Origin of the sequence: Hydrogenophaga sp. YM1 (assembly GCF_016903055.1) — a bacterium.
Classification (GTDB): domain Bacteria; phylum Pseudomonadota; class Gammaproteobacteria; order Burkholderiales; family Burkholderiaceae_C; genus Hydrogenophaga; species Hydrogenophaga borbori.
Genome location: NZ_CP070223.1, coordinates 2,371,552 through 2,390,686, shown reverse-complemented (window position 1 = coordinate 2,390,686; position 19,135 = coordinate 2,371,552). Strand labels below are relative to the sequence as shown.

Here is a 19,135-nt window from a genome sequence, read left to right as displayed (position 1 = left end):
GCGCCCCGAGGCCTCGCCCCTGCTCAGTGCCCCAGCAGGTTCTGCCGCACGCGCAGCAGGTGCGCCCGTGTCATCTCCTTCGCGCGCGCCGCGTCGCGGTCGCGCAGGGCGTTCACGATCTCGCGGTGCTCGGCCTGGTAGGCCAGGCGGCGCTCGGGCGTCACGCTCTTCTTCTTGAGCTGACCCCAGTCGCCCTGGGCGCGCACGGTCTTCATCAGCTCGAAGACGTTGGCCACGAAGCTGTTGTGCGCGGCGTCGGCGATGGCCTGGTGCAGCTCGGCGTCCCAGTGCTCGAAGGCCTCCAGCGTGGTCGCGCGCTCGGCCTCGTCGCAGCAGCGGTCCATGCGCTGCAGGTCGGCCGCGTTGGCGTTGCGTATGGCCATGTCGATGATGGCCGGCTCCATCGCCAGGCGCGCCTCCATCAGCTCGGCCGGGCTGGTGGTGCGCGACGAGTCCTGCGCGCCGCGGCGCCCCAGGCGCTCGCCGGCCCGCTCGGTGACGTAGGTGCCGCTGCCCACGGTCTGCTCGATCAGGCCCTGCTGCTTGAGCGCCAGCAGCGCCTTGCGCACCGTGGTGCGGCTCACGCCGTGCTGCTCGGACAGCTCGCGCTCGGTGGGCAGGCGATCGCCCGCGCGCCACTGGCCGCTCTGGACCTGATCGAGAAGGCTCTGGTGCAACTGGTGGGACAGGCTCATGCGCGGCACTGTACCAAATCAGACCAATTCATCGACCCAAGCAGGCCCAGGGTATTCCCCCACTCGATCCGTCCTATGACGTCCTACCATTGCCGCTCTGGTACCAAATGGTATTTATTGGTATTTTGAATTGAACCATCAGGAGATTTCGTGCGCATCGCCACCTTCGCCCATGAGGGCCAACGCCGCGTCGGCCTCGTCTCGGCCGACGCCCGGTCCGTGACCCCCTTCGACCTGTCGCCCGCCGAGGCCCAGCGCGGCGCCCTCGCCCTGGTCGAGGCCCAGGCCCAGGGACTGGCCCTGCCGCCCACCCGCGGCGAGCCCATCGCCCTGTCGGCCGTGCGGCTGGAGGCGCCTATCCCGCGGCCCCGGCGCAACCTCTGGTGCGTGGGCCGCAACTACCACGAGCACGCCAAGGAACTGCAGGGCTCGGTCTTCAAGAACAACAACGCCAACCCGGCCCAGTGGCCCATCGTCTTCACCAAGGTGCCGGAGTGCGTGGTCGGCCCCACCGACACCGTGACCCTGCCCGGCGAGGCCATTTCGTCGCAGATCGACTACGAGGCCGAACTGGCGGTGGTCATCGGCACCGGCGGCAAGAACATCGCCAAGGCCGATGCCATGAAGCACGTCTGGGGCTACACCGCCGTCAACGACGTGACCGCGCGCGACGTGCAGATGCGCCACCAGCAGTGGGACATGGGCAAGAGCTTCGACACCTTCTGCCCCATGGGCCCCTGGATCGTCACGGCCGACGAGCTGGATGGCCAGCACACGCGCGTGCGCTGCTGGGTCAACGGCGAGCAGCGCCAGGACGGCCGCACCGAAGACCTGATCTTCGACATCCCCACGCTGATCGAGACGGTCTCGCGCGGCATCACGCTCTACCCGGGCGACGTGATCGCCACCGGCACGCCGGCCGGCGTGGGCATGGGCCTGAGCCCGCCGCAGTTCCTGAAGGCGGGCGACGTGGTGCGGGTCGAGATCGACGGCATCGGCTTCATCGAAAACCGCTTCGCCTGAGCCCGCGCCCTTCCCCACAACCACAGGAGACAGACAGCATGCAACGACGCGACTTCCACCGCCTGCTGGGCGCCTCGGCCCTCGGCCTCGGCGGCCTGGGCGGCACCGCCACCGCCTTCGCGCAGGACCCGTTCCCGAGCAAGCCCATCACCATGGTGGTGCCCTTCCCACCCGGCGGCGTGGCCGACGCCGTGGGCCGGCCGGTGGCCGAGGCCATGGCGCGCCACCTGAACCAGTCGGTGGTGGTGGTGAACCGCGGCGGCGCGGGCGGTGCCATCGGCATGGCGCAGGTGGCCAAGGCCCCGGCCGACGGCTACACCGTGCTGATGGCCTTGTCGTCCCTGGTGGTGCTGCCCGAAGCCGACCGCATCCTCAACCGCCCGCCGCAGTTCGAGGTGAACCAGCTGGCCCCCATCGCGCGCATGACGGCCGACCCCACCGTGCTGGTGGTGCGCGCCGACAGCCCCTGGAAGACCTACGCCGAGTTCATCGCCTACGCCAAGGCCAACCCGGGACGCGTCAGCTTCGGCTCGTCCGGCAACTACGGGACCATGCAGGTGCCGATGGAGCAGCTCAAGGCCGCCACGGGCAGCTTCATGCTGCACGTGCCCTACACCGGCGCGGGCCCGGCCATCGTGGGCCTGCTGGGCGGCCAGGTGGACGCGCTGGCCAGCGGGCCGGCCAGCATCGTGGGCCACATCAAGAGCGGGCGCATGCGCGCGCTGGCGCACTGGGGCGAAGGCCGGCTGGCCCTGCTGCCGGACGTGCCCAGCTTCAAGGAGTTGGGCGTGAACATCGGCTATTCGCAGTGGGCCGGGCTGTTCGCGCCGGCCGGCACGCCACAGCCGGTGATCGACAAGCTGCGCGAGGCCGCGCGCGCCGCGGCGCGCGACGAGCGCACCATCCAGGTGATGACCACCGCCGGCACGCAGTTCCAGTACCAGGACGCGGCCGAGTTCGACGCCTTCGTCAAGGCCGACGCCGCGGCCATGAAGAGCGTGGTGCAGCGCATCGGCAAGGTGAACTGAAGGGCACAGGGCCGGGCAGCGGTTCGCCGCGCGGCCGGCTCCCCCGCGCGCCCGGTCGAACGGGCGATCCGCCGCGCTCAGCGCCCGCGCGGCGCCACCGCGTCGATGCGCCGTTGCAGGCGCTCGGCGCTGGCCGTGTCGCCCGCGGCCTGGGCCGCGCGCTGCTGCACCAGCAGCCAGGCCAGCAGCGGCCGGGCCCAGCCCTGGGCCGAGGCGGTGTCCACCGCCAGCTGCACCAGCGCCGGGTTGGCCTGAGCACGCTGCAGGGCGGCGCCGGCGGCCACCAGTTGCGTCACCGGGTCCTGCACGCCGGCCAGCGCGCTGGCCGGGTCGGCCGCCGCGAGCGCGGCGCGGTGCGCGGCCGGCAGGCGCTCGGCATCGCCCGGCCGCAGGCGGTTGGCGAGGTAGCGCGCGTAGGCCGCGTCCTCGGGCGTGGCGTCGGCCGCCAGGGCCTCGAAGCCCGCACAGGGCTCGAACACCAGCGTCGCCGTGCGCAGCGCGCAGCGGTGCAGCTCGGCGCGCGCCAGCAGGTCCAGGCGGCCGGTGCGCGCGATGGCGGCGCGCGCGCGCGTGAATTCCACCGCCTCGGTCGCGGTGCGCCCTTCCAGCCAGGCCAGGGCGGCGGCGTCGAGCCCGCTGCGCGCGCTCATCTGCCAGGCCGGGGTGGGCGGTCCGCTGGAACAGGCCGCGAGCGCCAGCGCGAGCAGCAGGGAAACGACGGCCCGGCTCATGGCAGCTTGATCTCCGTGTCGCGCGCGAAGGGCCACTTGCGGTTGATGTCGTCGATCAGGCCGTCGATCTTGCGCAGGCTGCTTTCCACGTCGGCGCGCAGCGGGCCCAGGTCGGTGGTGGCCTCGCGCGCGTTGCTGGCCACGCCCTGGGCCTCCACCAGCACGGCGTCGAGTTTTTGCAGGCTGCCCCGCGCCTGCTCGAGCAGGCCGTTCATCTGCACCACGGTGGCGCGCACATCGCCCACCACGCTGCCCTCGCCGGGCTTGGCGCCCTGGCCGAAGACCTGCCGGTCGGCGTTGGCCACCAGGCTGTCCAGGCGGGTGGCCAGGGCGTCGGCGCGCGCGATCAGCGCGTTGCTGCGTTCGATCGCCAGGCTGAGTTGTTTCGCGTCCGCCTCGTTGCCCACCAGCACGCCCATGGCGCCGTGCGGACCGTTGAGCTTCTCGGTGGTGGCGCGCAGGTTGGCCAGCGTGCCTTGCAGTGCCGCGTCCTCGCGCGTGATGGCGTTGAGGTTGTCCAGCAGCGAGCGCGCCGCCGCCGTGATCTGTGGGATCTCGGCCGCCGCGTCGCCGCGCAGCACGGTGCGCTCGGCGCCGTCGGGCAGCGCCGGGTCGTCGAGCACGCCGCTGAAGGCGCGGATGCGCGTGCCGCCCACCAGGCTGCGTTCCATGGTGAAGATGCTGGACGTGCGCAGCCACTTGGCGTCGCGCTCGCGCACGTCGATCAGGATGCGCGCGTTGCCGTCGGCGGCCAGTTCCACGCGCGTGACGCGGCCGATGGGAAAGCCGGCGAAGGTCATGTCCATGCCCACGGTGACGCCCTCGGCGTCGTCGGCGATCAGCACCACGCGTTGCGTGGGCTCGAACACGCCGCGCGCGAACATCACGTACAGCGCCGAGCCCACCACCAGCAGCAGGGTCAGCGCCATCAGCAGCGCGGCCTTGAACTCCAGGCCGCGCACGGGCGGCGGCTCGGGCACCAGGGGTTCCTCGGACGCGGGTGATCGCTCGTGTTCGTTCATGCGCTCAGTAGTAGTTGCCCACCAGGGATCCGATCTCGACCATCAACAGCACGGAGAACAGCCGCGCGAACTCCATCATTTCGCTGCGCGCCACGTAGCGGCCGTGCTCGTCGGGTTCGGCCGCGGCGGCCAGCGGCACCACGGCCACCGCCAGGCTGAAGAACGCGGTCTTGAGCACGAAGATCAGCGAAACCACCGAGTTGAACACGCGCCCGACGTCGTAGGTGTAGGACGGCACCGCCCAGGGCGACAGCCCGTGCACCGTCAGGTAGGTGAGCACCAGGGCCACCACGCCCGACAGCGCGGCCAGCAGCACCACCGCGTGCACGCTGGCCAGGGCGCGCGGCAGCAGGGTGCCGGCCAGGCCGGCGATGCCGGGGATGCGCCGGCCCGCGCGCTGGCGCTGGTCCAGCTGGTGGCGCAGCAGTTCGGCGCCCGGCATGGCGTGGCGCAGCGCCACGAACAGGGCCGCGAACAGCGGGATCAGCTCCAGCACCAGGGTGCGCACCAGCACCTCCAGCGCGTACTGAGACAGCCCATAGCTGCCGGCCGTGGCCGTGACGATGCGGATGATGACCAGGCTGATCAGGGCCGACAGCACCAGGAACCACGGCAGCAGCGGCAACACCGCCACCACCAGGTGCGACAGCACCGAGCGCGCGCGCCCGCCCGTGTAGCTGCTGGGTGAGAGCATCAGCACCGTGATCTGCGCGCCCATCTGCAGCGTGTGCCACCAGGCCACCAGCTGGGCGCGGCGCAGCCGCGTCTGGCGCTTGAAGCCCTGGTCCACATGGGAGGTGATGCCACGCATGCGGCGCATGATAGCCAGCGCCGGTGTCGGCCCCGCGTGTCTCAAGCTGAGAAAACCGGGGTCGCCCCGGCGACAACATGGTGAAAACGCCGATGGCCAAGATGCGCGCGGCCGCTCCAATCGAAGCCCGTTGCCGCCGCCCCCTTCCCAGGAGACACCCAGAATGACCACCGCCATCGCACCCGTGGTGCGCCGCCAGACCATCGCCGACGCGCTGCACCGCACCGCCCAGCGCCTGCCCGACAAGCTCGCCATCGCCTGCGGCGACACCCGCTGGAGCTACGCCGACTTCAACGCCCTGGTCACGCGCCTGGCGGCCGGCCTGGCCCAGCTCGGCGTCGAGGAAGGCGACCGCGTGGCCGTGCTGGCGCGCAACTCGCACGGCTTCGCAGCGCTGCGCTTCGCCATCGCGCGCCGGGGCGCGGTGCTGGTGCCCATCAACTTCATGCTCAAGGCCGACGAGGTCGCCTACATCCTGCGCCACGCCGGCGCCAGGACCCTGGCCACCGACAGCGGCCTGGCCGAGCTGGCGCGCGCCGCCGCCGCGCAGGACACCGCCGTGGAGCGCTTCATCTGGCTGCCCAGCGAAGACCCCAGCGAGCCCGACGCCGCCATGCACCGCTTCGACCACCTCGCGGCCTGCGCGGACCCGCTGCCCGAGGTGCGGCTGCAAAGCACCGACCTGGCGCAGATCGTCTACACCAGCGGCACCGAGTCCATGCCCAAAGGCGCCATGCTCACGCACGACGCCGTGCTGTGGCAGTACGTGAGCTGCGTCATCAACGCCGAGATCGCCGAGGCCGACGTGGCCCTGCACGCGCTGCCGCTGTACCACTGCGCCCAGCTCGACGTGTTCTTCGGCCCCGCCATCTACATCGGCAGCAGCAACGTCATCACCGGCAAGCCGGTGCCCGACCACCTGCTGAACCTGCTGGAGAAACACCGCATCACCAGCTTCTTCGCCCCGCCCACGGTGTGGATCGCCCTGCTGCGCTCGCCGGCCTTCGACGCGGCGCGCCTGACAACCCTGGCCAAGGGCTACTACGGCGCGTCCATCATGCCGGTGGAGGTGCTCAAGGAACTGGCCGCGCGCCTGCCGGCGGTGCGGCTGTGGAACCTGTACGGCCAGACCGAGATCGCGCCGCTGGCCACCATGCTCGGCCCCGAGGACCAGCTGCGCAAGCCCGGCTCCTGCGGCAAGGCGGTGCTCAACGTGGAGACGCGCGTCGTCAACGAACTGATGGAAGACGTCATGCCCGGTGAGGTGGGTGAGGTGGTGCACCGCTCGCCGCACCTGATGCTGGGCTACTTCAACGACGCCGAAAAAACCGCCGCCAGCTTCTCGGGCGACTGGTTCCACAGCGGCGACCTCGCCACCATTGACGCCGAGGGCTACATCACCATCGTCGACCGCAAGAAGGACATGATCAAGACCGGCGGCGAAAACGTGGCCAGCCGCGAGGTCGAGGAAATGATCTACCGCCTGGGCGCGGTGAGCGAGGTGGCGGTGATCGGCCTGCCCGACGCCAAGTGGGTGGAGGCCGTGACGGCGGTGGTGGTGGTCAAGGCCGGCCAGTCGCTCAGCGAGGACGAGGTCATCGCGCACTGCAGCGCGAACATGGCCGGCTTCAAGGCCCCCAAGCGCGTGCTGTTCACCGACGCCCTGCCCAAGAACCCCAGCGGCAAGCTGCTCAAGCGCGAGCTGCGGGTGCGCTACGCGACGGGCTGAGCGCGCGCCCGCGCCGGCGCGCGCTCACAGGGTTTCGTGGTGGCCCGCGCTGCCGCGCTTCCAGTAGGCCGAGGCGCGCACGCGCGATTTGTCCAGGCCATGGCCCTGCACCAGGGCCTGGCGCACGGCGGCCATGCTGGCGGCCTCGCCCGCGGCCCAGGCGAAGCCCTCGCCGACGGGCAGCGTGAGTGCGGCCACCTCGCGCGCCAGCGCGTCGGCGGCGCCGGCCCGGACCCAATGAACCTCGGCCAGCGCCCGGTCCCCGAAGCCGCGGCGGTCGGCTTCGTCGGCGGTCTGCGCCACCACCAGGACGCGCGCGCCCTCGGGCAGCTCCTCGATGCGCCGCGAGATCGCCGGCAAGGCGGTCTCGTCGCCCACCAGCAGGTGCCAATCGAACCCCGTGGGCACCACGAATGAGCCGCGTGGCCCGCCCACGCCCACCTCGTCGCCCACCCGGGCGCCGGCGGCCCATTCGCTGGCCGCGCCATCGCCGTGCAGCAGGAACTCAATGTCCAGCCAGCCGGCGGCGGCGTCGAAGGCGCGCGGCGTGTAGTCGCGCATCCGGGGTTTTTCGGCGCCCGGCGGCAGGGCCAGGCCGTCCGGGCCGGGCTCCGGCAGCACCAGCGGCGCGCCGGCCCGCGCGGGCAGCATGAGTTTGAGGTGGTCGTCGAAGGAGGCGCTGACGAAATCGCCCAGCCCATCGCCCGTGAAGCGCAGGCGCAGGAAGTTCGCGCCCAGGCGCCGGATGTCGCTCACCCGCAGGCGGCGCACTTTCAGCGCGTGGCGCACGCGCTCCACGCTCAGGAAAGAAGGGGTGTTGGTGTTCATGAAGGTGTTTTGGTTGACAATGACAACCATCATTTCTCAAACTGGTTGACCACATCAACCATGTGGACATCATGATCCGCCCCACGACCACCGATGTGACCGACCGGCTGCACGCCGTCATGCACGGCCTTCGCCGCCACCTGCAGCAGGCCCTGCGCGAGGACGCCGAGGGCCTGAACCCGATGGAGGCCCGCTGCCTCAACTACTTCGCGCTCCACGAGGACCACACGCAGAGCGACCTGGTGCAGCACGCGGGGCGCGACAAAGCGCAGATCGCGCGCCTGGTGAAGGGCCTTCACGAGCGCGGCCTGCTGCAGGGCCAGGCCGACCCGGCCGATGGTCGCGTCCAGCGCCTGCGCCTGACCCCCGCTGGCCAGGCCCTGCAGCGCCGCCTGCAGCAGCACCGCGCCCGCTTCGAGAAGGCCCTGACGGCCGGGCTCAGCGCGCAGGAGCGCGCCACCCTGCTTGCCCTGCTCGACCGGCTGCAACACAACCTGCCCGGTGGCTGACCCCTTCTCAGCCCTGCGCCAGCGCCCAGGCCACGTGTTCACGCACCAGCGCGCTGGGGTCGTCGGCGCGCGCCCGCAAGGCCCGCCGCACGGCCTCGTCCCCGGTGGCCCGCAGCGCGTTGCCCAGGCCCACCGCCAGGTTGCGCAGCCAGCGCTCGTGCCCGATGCGGCGGATCGCGCTGCCCTCGGTGCGGCGCAGGAACTCGGCCTCGCCCCAGGTGAACAGCTCGATCAGCGTGGCGCCGCCCAGGCCCTCGCGCGGGTCGAAGTCCGGCAGCGGCGAGCGCTGGGCGTACTTGTTCCAGGGGCAAGCCAGCTGGCAGTCGTCGCAGCCATAGATGCGATTGGCCATGGCCGGGCGAAGCTCGAGCGGGATGGGCCCGGCGTGCTCGATGGTGAGGTAACTGATGCAGCGGCGCGCGTCCACGCGGCGCGGGCCGGTGATGGCCTGGGTGGGGCAGACGTCGATGCAGGCGCTGCAGCTGCCGCAGTGCTCCGTCACCGGCTCGGAGGGTGGCAGGGCCAGGTCCACGTAGATCTCGCCGAGGAAAAACATGGAGCCCGCCTCGCGGTGCAGCGTCAGCGTGTGCTTGCCGCGCCAGCCGATGCCGCTGCGCGCCGCCAGCTCCACCTCCAGCACGGGGGCGGAGTCGGTGAACACGCGGTGGCCGAAGGGGCCGACGGCCTCGGCGAGGCGCTCGGACAGCCGCTGCAGGCGCGATCGCAGCACCTTGTGGTAGTCCCGCCCCCGCGCGTAGACCGAGACGATGGCCTCGCCGGGGCGCTGCAGGCGGGCCCATTCCTGCGCCACCCAGTCGGGCGCCGTGTCGCGCGGCAGGTAGTCCATGCGTGCGGTGATCACGCTCAGCGTGCCGGGCACCAGCTCGGCCGGACGGGCGCGTTTGAGGCCGTGCGCGGCCATGTAGGCCATCTCACCGTGGCATCCAGCCGACAACCAGGCCATCAATCCCGGTTCTGCGGCGCTCAGATCCACCCCGGCCACCCCGATTTGGGAGAATCCGAGCTGTCGTCCCCAAGCACGCAACTGCGAGACGAGTTGAGCAGCATCCAACACAGCCTTCATGGGGCGCCGATGGTAGCAACGGCCCCCGCCATCTGGCAGGGCCGCTGGGCCCACGAGGCCGACACCCAGGCCTTCGCCCAGCGCCTGGCCCTGTGCCCCGCCGTCGCCCACGCCACCCTGGCCCTGCACGGCGACCTCGGCGCCGGCAAGACCACCTTCGTGCGCCACCTGCTGCGCGCGCTCGGCGTCAACGGCCGCATCAAGAGCCCCACCTACGCCGTGGTCGAACCGCACAGCGCCATCGACTGCCCCCTCATGCCGCCGGGCGAGGCGCTGTCCATCTGGCACTTCGACTTCTACCGCTTCAACGACCCGCGCGAATGGGAGGAAGCGGGCTTTCGGGAACTGTTCGCCAGTCCTGGCCTCAAGCTCGTCGAATGGCCCGAACGCGCCGCGGGCTTCCTGCCCCCCATCGACCTGGACCTGTACATCACGCCCGACCCGATGAACACCGACCCCGAGCACGACGACGCGCGCCAGGTGCGCGCCGAGGCCCGAACCCCCGCCGGCCAGCTGCTGCTGGCCGCAGTCCAATGACGGGGCCGATGCATCACGCCCCCCTGCCCCGCCGCAGGCTGCTGCAGGCCGGCACCCTGGTGCTGCTGCTGGGCACCGCCCACCTCGCCCGCGGCGCCAAGGTGGTGGCCGTGCGCATGTGGCCCGCCGAGGACTACACCCGCGTCACCATCGAAAGCGACGCGCTGCTCAAGACCAACTCCTTCATGGTGAACGACCCGCCGCGCCTGGCGGTGGACATCGAGGGCGTGGACCTGCTGCCCGGCCTGCGCGAGCTGGTGGGCCAGCTCCAGTCCGACGACCCCAACATCGCCGGCCTGCGCGTGGCGCAGAACGCGCCCAACGTGGTGCGCCTGGTGATCGACCTCAAGCACCCGATCAAGCCGCAGATCTTCAACCTGCAGCCCGTGGCGGCCTACCAGCACCGCCTGGTCTTCGACCTCTACCCCAGCGCCCCGCCCGACCCGCTGCTGCAGCTGGTGGAGCAGCAGTCCCAGGCCGACAAGGCCGCCAGCGAGCGCGCCGCCCGCCTGCTGGGCAAGGAAACCGAGGGCCTGGCCCGCACCCAGCCCGACCCGCTGGGCGATCTGATCGCACGCAGCCAGCGCGGCGAGGCGCCACCGCCCGAGACCCCGGCCGACACCCCGTCCGCACCGCCGCCCGTGGCCAAGGCCCCGCTGCCGCCCGGCCCGAGCAAGCAGCGCCCCGGTGGCGGCGCCAGGCAGGCGCCCACCGAGCGCCTCATCATCGTGGCGCTCGACCCCGGCCACGGCGGCGAAGACCCCGGCGCCATCGGCCCCAAAGGCACGCAGGAAAAGCAGGTGGTGCTGCAGATCGCACGCAAGCTGCGCGACCGCATCAACGCCACCACCGTCAACGGCAACCCCATGCGCGCCTTCATGACGCGCGACGCCGACTTCTTCGTGCCACTGCAGACCCGCGTGGCCAAGGCCCAGCGCGTGCGCGCCGACCTGTTCATCAGCATCCACGCCGACGCCTTCTACAACGCCCGACCGCAGGGCGCCAGCGTCTACGCGCTGAGCACGCGCGGCGCCAGTTCGGCCGCGGCGCGCTGGATCGCCGACAAGGAAAACAAGGCCGACCTGGTGGGCGGCCTGAACGTGCGCGCCAAGGACGCCACCATCCAGCGCGCCTTGCTCGACATGAGCACCACGGCCCAGATCAACGACAGCCGCAAGATCGGCACCAAGCTGCTGGGCGAGGTGGGCCGCCTGGGCAAGCTGCACAAGCCGCAGGTGGAGCACGCCAACTTCGCGGTGCTGCGCGCGCCCGACATTCCCAGCGTGCTGGTGGAAACCGCCTTCATCAGCAACCCCGACGAAGAACGCCGCCTGCGCGACCCGAAGTACCAGGACGACCTGGCCGACGCCCTGCTGCGCGGCATCGTGAAGTACTTCGAGGCCAACCCACCGCTGGCGCGCAACCGCACGATCTGAACGGAGCGGCCAGCCCCGTGGCGACTCGCATCATCGAGGTGCAGGTGAAACCCAACGCGCGGGTGAGCGAGCTGGTGGACAACGGCGACGGCAGCTGGACCGCCCGCTTGAAGTCGCCGCCGATGGACGGCAAGGCCAACATGGAGCTGATCGCGCTGGTGGCCAGGCGCTTCGGCTGCGCCAAGGCCGAGGTGGCGATCAAGACGGGGGCGTCGGGCAGGAAGAAGCGCCTGGTCATTCAAGAGAAATAAACACCCATGCCGGGCTGAGTGGGCCACCTTGACACCGCTCGTCGACGCGGGTGACTCATCCTCAAAGCGTGGGATGTTCGCTACAAACTGTTTCCGACAGAATTTTCCGCAGATGTCACGGCGCCACGCGCCCTCCGACCGAGTGGCGTTCCGCAACACGGACTGAATATTCGCTGCTTTCCGTCGCTGGCAGAGCCACAGCGACGCCGACAGTGTGTGATCCCAGGAGAGACATCCATGATGCCCAGTCGCACCGTGTGCGCGTTCGCTTTGTGGTCCATCTTGCTGGTCGGCTGCAGCGCCAGCAAACCCGGATTCGTGGTCCGCGATTGGTCCACGAATCTGCGCGAACTTGGCATATATCCCATGTTCCCGCCACGCGAAGATGTTTGCGTGGGCGACCTATTCGTCAGCCCAGTCAGCGCCGACCCACAGAAACCGCTATCCGATCCCTCGGGATTTGTGCCGATCGGCTCGTTCCACGCCCATGTGAGCATGAAGGCCGAGCTGGACCGGCACTACGCCGAACGCCATCGATTCCCCGCCCGCACCGTCGAGACGGCTTCCGGCAGCACATCGAGCGGCATACCCGTGCCATCGGCAGGCTGCAATGGCGGACGGACCGGTGATCTCTTGAGGCAGGTCGCCTTCCCCTTGTTCGTCCGTGCCCAAGTGAACTCCGCGCAGTTGGGCGCCTACCTGCCGCCGGATGTATACGCCGTCGCGGTTCGCGCTGGCGCGTCGTCCGCGAGAAGCGCCACGGTTTCTGTGTCGGCGGGTGAAAGCTATGGACTTCCAACAAGGGTCGCGCTTGAACCCTTTGTCAGGCACTGGGTCATGATTGCGCAACAGCCCCAGGCGACGACAAAAATCAACCCGATGGAACTCGCGTGGCTGCGCCTCGCGGCCGCCGGCAACCAGGATGCGTCCCAGCGGCTGGTTGATCTCACGCTGGTGACGGAGCTGTACGTCGTTCGAACATTCGACGTTTCACTTCATGCCTCGGATCAAGCCGGCGCAGCGATCGACGTCGCCCCAGCGTCGGTGGCGCCCGCAGCACCCACCGTGGCGAGCGCGTCGGACGGCGCCAACGCCCCAGCCGACAAAGACGCCTCGAAACCCGCCAATGCCTCGTCCGCCGCCCAAGCGCTGCGCGATGCTTCTCTGGTGCAGTGGAGATCCGTGCCCAGCCAGCCCGCACCGGGCGTCACCGCCCAGGTGTTGGCCGCCTCCACTGGCGATGTGGCCCTGCGCGCAACCTATGAGCGCCCTATCGCCATTGGCTACCGCGGTGTCCGGTGGCGGGTCAACCTTGAAACAGGTGAGATGTCTCCGTCGCCCCCACCTGGGGATGCCAACTTCAATCAGCCGCAGTCCGTGCCCAAAGCCATCGACGCGGCGCCGCGTCCGGCATCCTAGGCGCGCGAGGTGCCCATGCGACAGCCTGATTTCCGGCCCTGGGCGATCACCGCCGCGCTGATGGTCCTTGCCTCGGCAAGCCAGGCCTTGCCGCGGTGCCCACCCCAGGCAGCAGCAAGCCTCGACACCTCCCTGCCCAGCGCCAACGCTGTCGCCGCGGCCGTTGCGTCGGCAGTCACCGCGGCCATGAAGTCACCTAGCAGCGACACCTCGTCCATCGCCTCGTGGACGTATTCGGGCCGGATCGGGTCCAACAGTGGATCGCCGGGCCCCTGGGCCCTGCCAAGCGAATTCCCGTTGGCCCTGGGTGACGCCGCGGGTATCGGCGGGCCATACGGCCCTGGCATGGCTCCGCAGGTGCGGCCGGATCGCAGCGAATGGACCACTGGCGCGAGGCCCTCGACCGCCGCGAACCCCTATGAGCCAGGACGCGTGGCCGAATGGCTGCGCCGCGTCACAGAGCACGAGCCATGGTTTACGGCCCGCGCCAGTAGCGAAGAAAACCCGTGGTTTCGGGTACTGGGATCGAGGTCCATCAAGGACTCCATTTGGGTGCAAACGCCCAAAGGCTTGAAAAAGAAGGCCGGCGACACGGGCTGCACCAACTGCCAAACCGGTGGTGGGACCGCGGTGCCCGAGGGCGGGCTGGGCGGGGCCCCTGGTGGTGAGTTGGTGGCGGGGGGCCGCATGCCCGATGGGGCGCCTTGCTGGCGGCCGGCCCGGGATGTCGACTGGCGGCTCGATGCCACTCACAACACAACGAACCTCATGTATGACCCCGCAGGCTTTCGCGAAGTGGGCGTTCTTGCATTCAAAAGCGGTGGCATCGAAATCGTCAAGCACTGCACGTTTGTTCGTGTGTCGCCAACGTATATCGTGACCGCGGCCCACTGCGTCGCGGCAAGCGACCGTCGGGAAGGCAAAGTGTTGGCGTCCGAACCGCTGATGAACGGATTGCTGGCCCTGATTCCGTCGGACGCTGCAGCTAAAGCGAACACACCCCGCTCGCGCGATCTCATGAGGTGTTGGACGCACGCGAATGATTGCGGCTATCACGTCGGCTTTCCGCAAGGAGAGGTCGTGTTTCATCCGGACGTGGCCTGGGCAGATGCCAAGGGCATCGGCACCGCCTTTCCCGTTCCCGACCTTGCCGTCATGAAGGTGCGTTTTCCTGCCGATACCCCTCCTCGCTTTGCACGGCTCCCATCCAACCCATCGGTGCCAGGTTTGATCACCACACTCGGATTTGGGCTCACCGACCGGCGGGAGATTGCGGACGACGGCAACCCCATCGTTGGATGGAGCCACCACGACGGCCCCACCGCCTTGGACGGCGGCTTGGTCTACATAGCGCCGACCAAAGGGCGAAGGACCCGAAGCTGCTTTGGTGATTCCGGGGGGGCTGTCTACGGCCATGGGCAGAACGGTTCGCCCATCGAGGCCCCACGCGAGCTGATTGCCATCGTTTCAGGCGCGCAAGGAGTGGCGCAGGGCCTGCCGCCGGTGGATCAATGCCTGAATGCGCCCCTCGGCCGCGCGCAGACCCTCGCGCCCTTGCGTGCATGGCTTTGCGAAGCGACCCGTCAGGAAGCCCTCGGGTGCAGTTGAACCGTTCTCGGGGTCGCTTGTATGCCCCCATGGGATGAACGCGGTGCTTTGATGCCCGATCAGCTGTGTACCTCGGGATTGAAGAAGCGCCGCGACAGGCCGGCCGCGCCCGCCCGGGCACGGCGCGGTGACGCCGCAGGTGCTCGATGATGACGTTGGTCTCGAAGACTGGCCGCCCCTGGTCCATCAGCGGTGGGCATCTTGCGCATGGGCGATTGCTCGATCAAGGCTGCGCGCCAGGCGGGATCGCCCAGGTTCAGCAACCGCTTGTGAACCTCGATGCACAGCTCGTCGATCCCAGCCGCAAGACCCACTCGGCAGCTGGACCGCCCGCTTGAAGTCGCCGCCGGTGGACGGCAAGGCCAACGAGGAGCTGATCGCGCTGGTGGCCAGGCGCTTCGGCTGCGCCAAGGCCGAAGTGGGCATCAAGACGGGCGCGAGCGGCAGGCGCAAGCGGCTGGTGATCGGCGGGGCTTGAGCCCCGGCGCTACCGCACCAGCAGCACCGGCGTGCGGCACAAGGACAGCACCTTCGTCGCCACCGACCCCATCACCAGCCCGGCCATCGCGCCATGGCCGTGGGTGCCCATCATGACCAGGTCGAACCGGCGCTCGCTGGCGAACCTGGCGATGGTCGATCCGGGGGAGCCGACCCGGTGGACAAAGGTGACGCCCTGTAGGTGCCGATTCAGGAAGGTCCGTATCGGCCTCAGCACCGTCTCGGCATCGTCCCGGTACAAGGCCTGCGCCTGCGGTTTGCCCACAAAAGCCGCCGCGCGGTGGGGAATCGCCGGCACGCAATGCAGCACCGTGTAGCGGTGCTGCGGGCCCAGCCATTCGTCGTGGGCCGCAATAAAAGCCAGCATGCGCTTGGTGCAAGCGCTGCCATCGGCCGCGATCAGGATCTTCACGCATGAACCTCCTAGCCCGGCAACCATAGCAGTTGCGCCGGGCGCCGTCACCCGGGCGGCGCGACACCCTGTCCATTACGGGGCTCGGGCTGGCCCGGGTCGGGCGCGCGCCGGCGCACCCACTTGACCACCTCGAACCAGACCACGCTCGCCAGGCCGCCAGCCACGGCCGCGGCCAGTTCGAGCGGGGCCAGCGGCGCAAAACGTAGCACGCCCGCCGCCCAGGGCAGGTACAAGGCCAGCGCCAGCAGCACCAACCCCGCGCCGATGACCCACCACAGCGTGCGGTTCGGCGTGCGCAGGGAGGCCCACAACGAGCCGCTGGCGGAGCGGTTCGACAGGATGAGCGCGAGATTGCCGGTCACGAGCGTCGCGAATCCGAAGGCCCGCGCCTGCTCCTCCGCCATCGATCCACGGGCCCAGGCGAAGGCCAGCAGGACCGCGGCCAACACGCCCAGGCCTTGCAGCAGCGCGAGCCACAGCGTCGCCCCACCAAACAGCGGCGCCTCGGGCCGCCGCGGGGGGCGCTGCATCACCCGGCGCTCGGCCGGCTCGTTCTCGAACGCGAGGGAACAGGCCGGGTCGATGATGAGTTCGAGCAGCGCGATGTGCATCGGGTACAGCAGCGCCGGCCAGCCGAACAGCCCCGGCAGCAGGGCCATGCCGGCGATCGGCACGTGCACCGCGAGGATGTACGACATGGCCTTGCGCAGGTTGTCGAAGATGCGGCGCCCGAGCCGCACCGCGCGCACGATGGCCGCGAAGTTGTCGTCGACCAGAACCAGGGACGCCGACTCGCGCGCCACGTCGGTGCCGCGCCCGCCCATGGCCACGCCGACGTGCGCCGCCCGCAGCGCGGGCGCGTCGTTCACGCCATCGCCGGTCATCGCCACCACCTCGCCGCGCGCCTTGAGCGCCTGGACGATGCGCAGCTTCTGTTCGGGGGCAATGCGGGCGCACACGCTGACCTCGGCCATGCGCTCACGCAAGGCCTGGTCGCTGAGCGTGGCGATCTCATCGCCCGACAGCACGCCCGCGCCGCCGTCGTCCAGGCCGGCCTGGCGGGCGATGGCGCGCGCCGTCACCGGGTAGTCGCCGGTGATCATCACCACACGGATGCCGGCCGCGCGGCACTCGGCCACGGCGGCCGGCACCTCGGCCCGCACCGGATCGGCCAGGCCGAGCAAGCCCACGAACTCGAAGTCGAAGCCGTGTTCGTGGGTGGGCAGTTCGTGGCCGGCGACCACACCGCGGGCCGCCGCCAGCACGCGCAGCCCCTGGGCGGCCAGCGCATCGACCGCGGCGGCGATGCGCTGCCGGTCCGCCGGGCCCAGGTGGCACAGGTCGACGACCGCTTCCGGCGCGCCCTTGGCCACCACCGTGCGGGCGCCGTCGCGGCCATCGGCCCAAACGTGGGACATGGCGCGCAGCGCCGGTGTCAGGGCGTAGGTCTGCACCAAGCGCCAGTCCCGGTGCAGGTGCTCGGTGTGGGCGAGGAAGCGCTGGCCCAGGCGGTGGAAGGCCTTCTCCATCGGGTCGAAGGGATCGATCTGGCTGGCCAGAATCGCGACCTCGACCAGGCCGTGGAACGCCTCCGGCAGCTCGCCGTCGGCCAGCGGGTCCAGCACCAGGCGCTCACTGACCGCGGGTCCGCCCGCCACCAGGTGCGTTACCGCCATGCGGTTCTCGGTCAGGGTGCCGGTCTTGTCGACGCACAGCACCGTGGTGGCCCCAAGCGTCTCGATCGCGGTGAGCCGCCGCGTCAGCACGCCCTCCTTCGACAGGCGGCGCGCCCCCAGGGCGGGAAACACGGTCAGCACCACGGGGTACTCCTCGGGCAGCATGGCCATGGCCAGCGCGATGCCGGCGAGCAGCGCCTGCAGCCAGTCGCCGCTGGACGCGCCCAGGATGAGCACCAGCGCCAGGCTGAACAGCAAGGCCAGCAGAGCCAGGCGGCGCACCAGCCGGTCCGTCTGCCGCTGCAGCGGCGTCCGCTCGCTGGCCAGCGTGCCCAGCGCCTCGCCGATGCGGCCGATCGCGCTGCGCGCACCGGTCGCCGCGACGCGCGCCATCGCGTGCCCCTGCACGATCAGCGTGCCGGCATACACCATCGGCTGGTCGTCGCCACCGGGGGCGGTGCGCGCCGACGCCGGCGTGGCGGGATCGGCCCCTTCTTCGGCGCGGGCCTGGCGCTTGCCGACCGGCACGGATTCGCCCGTGAGCAGCGACTCATCGGCCTGCACGCTGTCGGCGGTCAGCAGCCAGCCGTCGGCGGGGACGCGGTCGCCCTCGCTCAGCACCAGCAGGTCGCCGCGCACCACCTCGCGGCCCGCGATGCGCTGCGGCTGCCCGTCGCGGATGACCAGCGCGCGCGGGCTGGTGAGCTCGCGCAGCGCCTCGATGGCGCGTTCCGTGCGGCCCTCCTGGTACAAGGTCAGCGCCAGCGTGACGACCACGAAGCCCAGGAGCGTCAGGCCCTCCTGCAGATTGCCGAGCGCCAGGTAGAGCAGGCCCGCGGCCAGCAGCAACAGGAACATCGGCTCGCGCAAGGTCTCCCGCGTGATCGCCAGCAGGGTGTGCCGCTCACCGCCCGGCAGCGCGTTGGGGCCCTCCTGCGCCAGCCGCCGCGCCGCCTCGGCCGCGGTGAGCCCGATGGCCTCGGGGGTGCCGTGGGCGGTGGAGGGGGCTTCGGCCCGGTTCATGCGTTCACGCGCACGGTCTGCAGTGCGACGGGCGGGCGATCAAACAACGCCGGCTCGCCGCGCGCCTCTCAACGCCCCTCCGGCTCGAAGAAGCGCCGCGCCAGGCCGGCGCGCCCCGGATAGAACTCGAAGAAAGGCCGCGCCTGCTCCACGGTGCGCGCCACCGAGGGGCGGTCCATGAGGCGTTCAAAGTAGGCCGCCAGGCGGGGCTGGTCTTCGGACAGCGGCACGTAGGTCACTGCATAGAACAGGGCCGGCGCCGCCGCGCAATCGGCCATGCTGAAGCCATCGGCGGCCACCCACTGGCGGCCCTGCAGATGCCTGTCGATCAGCGCATAGGACTTGAGCAGCGCTTCGCGGGCCTGGGCCACGTTCAGCGGGTCGCGCTGGGCCTCGGGGCGCAGCAGGTCGGCCGTGAAGGCTTGCATGGGCGTCATCACGTAGAGGTCGAACAGGCGGTCCCACAGACGCACCTCAAGCGCCTGCTCGGCGTCGGCGGGGATGAGCGCCCGCCCGGGCGGCGCATGGCGGCGCTGCAGGTGCTCGATGATGATGCTGGTCTCGGCGATCACCCGCCCCTGGTCCTCCAGCAGCGGCATCTTGCCAAGGGGCCAGAGCGCCAAGAAGGCCTCGCGCTGCGTGGGATCGCCCAGGTTCAGCAGGCGCTTGTCGACCTCGACGCCCAGCTCGTCGAGCGCGATCAGCAGCTTGTGACAGTACGAGGACAGCGGGTGGTAGTGCAGCGTCGGGAGGGGCATGGCGGCCTCGGTGGTTTTCACATCGGAAAATATCGACGCGGCACGCCGGCCCGT

Annotated in this window: 20 protein-coding genes; 10 read left to right on the top strand and 10 right to left on the bottom strand. The window is 70.5% G+C overall.

The window, feature by feature from the left end:
• Positions 1-23 precede the first annotated feature (23 nt).
• Positions 24-695 (bottom strand): FadR/GntR family transcriptional regulator, encoded by a 672-nt coding sequence (locus JNX00_RS11150; RefSeq protein ID WP_204742302.1) that lies wholly within the window; start codon positions 693-695, stop codon positions 24-26.
• 150 nt (positions 696-845) lie between these two features.
• Between JNX00_RS11150 and JNX00_RS11145 the strand changes: the two genes are divergently transcribed.
• Together JNX00_RS11145 and JNX00_RS11140 are read left to right on the top strand one after the other, a co-directional pair.
• Positions 846-1,718: a fumarylacetoacetate hydrolase family protein gene (locus tag JNX00_RS11145; protein WP_204742301.1), complete on the top strand. Its 873-nt coding sequence runs from the start codon at positions 846-848 to the stop codon at positions 1,716-1,718.
• A gap of 38 nt (positions 1,719-1,756) precedes the next feature.
• Positions 1,757-2,746 (top strand): tripartite tricarboxylate transporter substrate binding protein, encoded by a 990-nt coding sequence (locus JNX00_RS11140; RefSeq protein WP_070398601.1) that lies wholly within the window; start codon positions 1,757-1,759, stop codon positions 2,744-2,746.
• Between the two features lie 77 nt (positions 2,747-2,823).
• Here JNX00_RS11140 and JNX00_RS11135 read toward each other — a convergent pair whose 3' ends face one another.
• The 3 genes from JNX00_RS11135 to JNX00_RS11125 are packed head-to-tail and all read right to left on the bottom strand — an operon-like array spanning position 2,824 to position 5,310.
• On the bottom strand, positions 2,824-3,477 hold the full coding sequence (locus tag JNX00_RS11135; RefSeq protein ID WP_204742300.1) for a hypothetical protein: 654 nt from the start codon (positions 3,475-3,477) through the stop codon (positions 2,824-2,826).
• Positions 3,474-4,499, bottom strand: a complete 1,026-nt coding sequence (locus JNX00_RS11130; protein ID WP_204742299.1) for an MlaD family protein — start codon at positions 4,497-4,499, stop codon at positions 3,474-3,476. Before JNX00_RS11130 ends, JNX00_RS11135 begins: the two co-directional genes overlap by 4 nt.
• Positions 4,500-4,503: 4 nt before the next feature.
• Positions 4,504-5,310 (bottom strand): ABC transporter permease, encoded by an 807-nt coding sequence (locus tag JNX00_RS11125; protein WP_139146990.1) that lies wholly within the window; start codon positions 5,308-5,310, stop codon positions 4,504-4,506.
• Between the two features lie 163 nt (positions 5,311-5,473).
• Here JNX00_RS11125 and JNX00_RS11120 point away from each other — a divergent pair, with 163 nt between their 5' ends.
• Positions 5,474-7,039, top strand: coding sequence for a fatty acyl-CoA synthetase (locus JNX00_RS11120; protein WP_070398604.1), 1,566 nt, complete (start codon positions 5,474-5,476; stop codon positions 7,037-7,039).
• A 24-nt stretch (positions 7,040-7,063) separates the two neighbouring features.
• Here JNX00_RS11120 and JNX00_RS11115 read toward each other — a convergent pair whose 3' ends face one another.
• Positions 7,064-7,867 carry a siderophore-interacting protein gene (locus tag JNX00_RS11115; RefSeq protein ID WP_204742298.1) on the bottom strand — a complete coding sequence of 268 codons (804 nt, stop codon included), beginning with the start codon at positions 7,865-7,867 and terminating at the stop codon, positions 7,064-7,066.
• Between the two features lie 71 nt (positions 7,868-7,938).
• Between JNX00_RS11115 and JNX00_RS11110 the strand changes: the two genes are divergently transcribed.
• Complete coding sequence (locus JNX00_RS11110) at positions 7,939-8,376, top strand: MarR family transcriptional regulator (RefSeq protein ID WP_204742297.1); 438 nt, start codon at positions 7,939-7,941, stop codon at positions 8,374-8,376.
• Between the two features lie 7 nt (positions 8,377-8,383).
• Here the strand turns inward: JNX00_RS11110 and queG are convergent, their stop codons facing one another.
• A complete protein-coding gene (gene queG, locus JNX00_RS11105) occupies positions 8,384-9,460 on the bottom strand; it encodes a tRNA epoxyqueuosine(34) reductase QueG (RefSeq protein ID WP_204742296.1) in 1,077 nt (358 codons plus the stop codon).
• A gap of 9 nt (positions 9,461-9,469) precedes the next feature.
• Between queG and tsaE the strand changes: the two genes are divergently transcribed.
• From tsaE to JNX00_RS11085, 4 genes are all read left to right on the top strand, one after another.
• Complete coding sequence (gene tsaE / locus JNX00_RS11100; protein WP_204742295.1) at positions 9,470-9,997, top strand: tRNA (adenosine(37)-N6)-threonylcarbamoyltransferase complex ATPase subunit type 1 TsaE; 528 nt, start codon at positions 9,470-9,472, stop codon at positions 9,995-9,997.
• An 8-nt stretch (positions 9,998-10,005) separates the two neighbouring features.
• Entirely contained in the window at positions 10,006-11,433 is a 1,428-nt protein-coding gene (locus JNX00_RS11095) for an N-acetylmuramoyl-L-alanine amidase (RefSeq protein WP_239478121.1), read from the top strand.
• A 17-nt stretch (positions 11,434-11,450) separates the two neighbouring features.
• Positions 11,451-11,684 (top strand): DUF167 domain-containing protein, encoded by a 234-nt coding sequence (locus JNX00_RS11090; protein ID WP_204742293.1) that lies wholly within the window; start codon positions 11,451-11,453, stop codon positions 11,682-11,684.
• Positions 11,685-11,921: 237 nt separating this feature from the next.
• The gene (locus JNX00_RS11085; protein ID WP_204742292.1) at positions 11,922-13,103 is read left to right on the top strand and encodes a hypothetical protein; all 1,182 of its coding nucleotides are present in this window, start codon (positions 11,922-11,924) and stop codon (positions 13,101-13,103) included.
• On the opposite strand, the gene JNX00_RS11080 is transcribed toward JNX00_RS11085, so the two are convergent.
• Positions 13,100-13,357, bottom strand: coding sequence for a hypothetical protein (locus JNX00_RS11080; protein ID WP_204742291.1), 258 nt, complete (start codon positions 13,355-13,357; stop codon positions 13,100-13,102). The two genes, JNX00_RS11085 and JNX00_RS11080, sit on opposite strands and share 4 nt — an antisense overlap.
• 178 nt (positions 13,358-13,535) lie before the next feature.
• Between JNX00_RS11080 and JNX00_RS11075 the strand changes: the two genes are divergently transcribed.
• Positions 13,536-14,711 carry a hypothetical protein gene (locus JNX00_RS11075; RefSeq protein WP_204742290.1) on the top strand — a complete coding sequence of 392 codons (1,176 nt, stop codon included), beginning with the start codon at positions 13,536-13,538 and terminating at the stop codon, positions 14,709-14,711.
• 127 nt (positions 14,712-14,838) lie between these two features.
• Positions 14,839-15,189 carry a DUF167 domain-containing protein gene (locus JNX00_RS22490; RefSeq protein ID WP_345774085.1) on the top strand — a complete coding sequence of 117 codons (351 nt, stop codon included), beginning with the start codon at positions 14,839-14,841 and terminating at the stop codon, positions 15,187-15,189.
• 9 nt (positions 15,190-15,198) lie between these two features.
• Here the strand turns inward: JNX00_RS22490 and JNX00_RS11065 are convergent, their stop codons facing one another.
• The 3 genes from JNX00_RS11065 to JNX00_RS11055 form a co-directional block, all read right to left on the bottom strand.
• Positions 15,199-15,621, bottom strand: a complete 423-nt coding sequence (locus JNX00_RS11065; protein WP_204742288.1) for a universal stress protein — start codon at positions 15,619-15,621, stop codon at positions 15,199-15,201.
• 47 nt (positions 15,622-15,668) lie between these two features.
• The gene (locus JNX00_RS11060) at positions 15,669-18,323 is read right to left on the bottom strand and encodes a cation-translocating P-type ATPase (RefSeq protein ID WP_204742287.1); all 2,655 of its coding nucleotides are present in this window, start codon (positions 18,321-18,323) and stop codon (positions 15,669-15,671) included.
• A gap of 68 nt (positions 18,324-18,391) precedes the next feature.
• Positions 18,392-19,081, bottom strand: coding sequence for a glutathione S-transferase family protein (locus tag JNX00_RS11055; protein ID WP_204742286.1), 690 nt, complete (start codon positions 19,079-19,081; stop codon positions 18,392-18,394).
• Positions 19,082-19,135 lie beyond the last annotated feature (54 nt).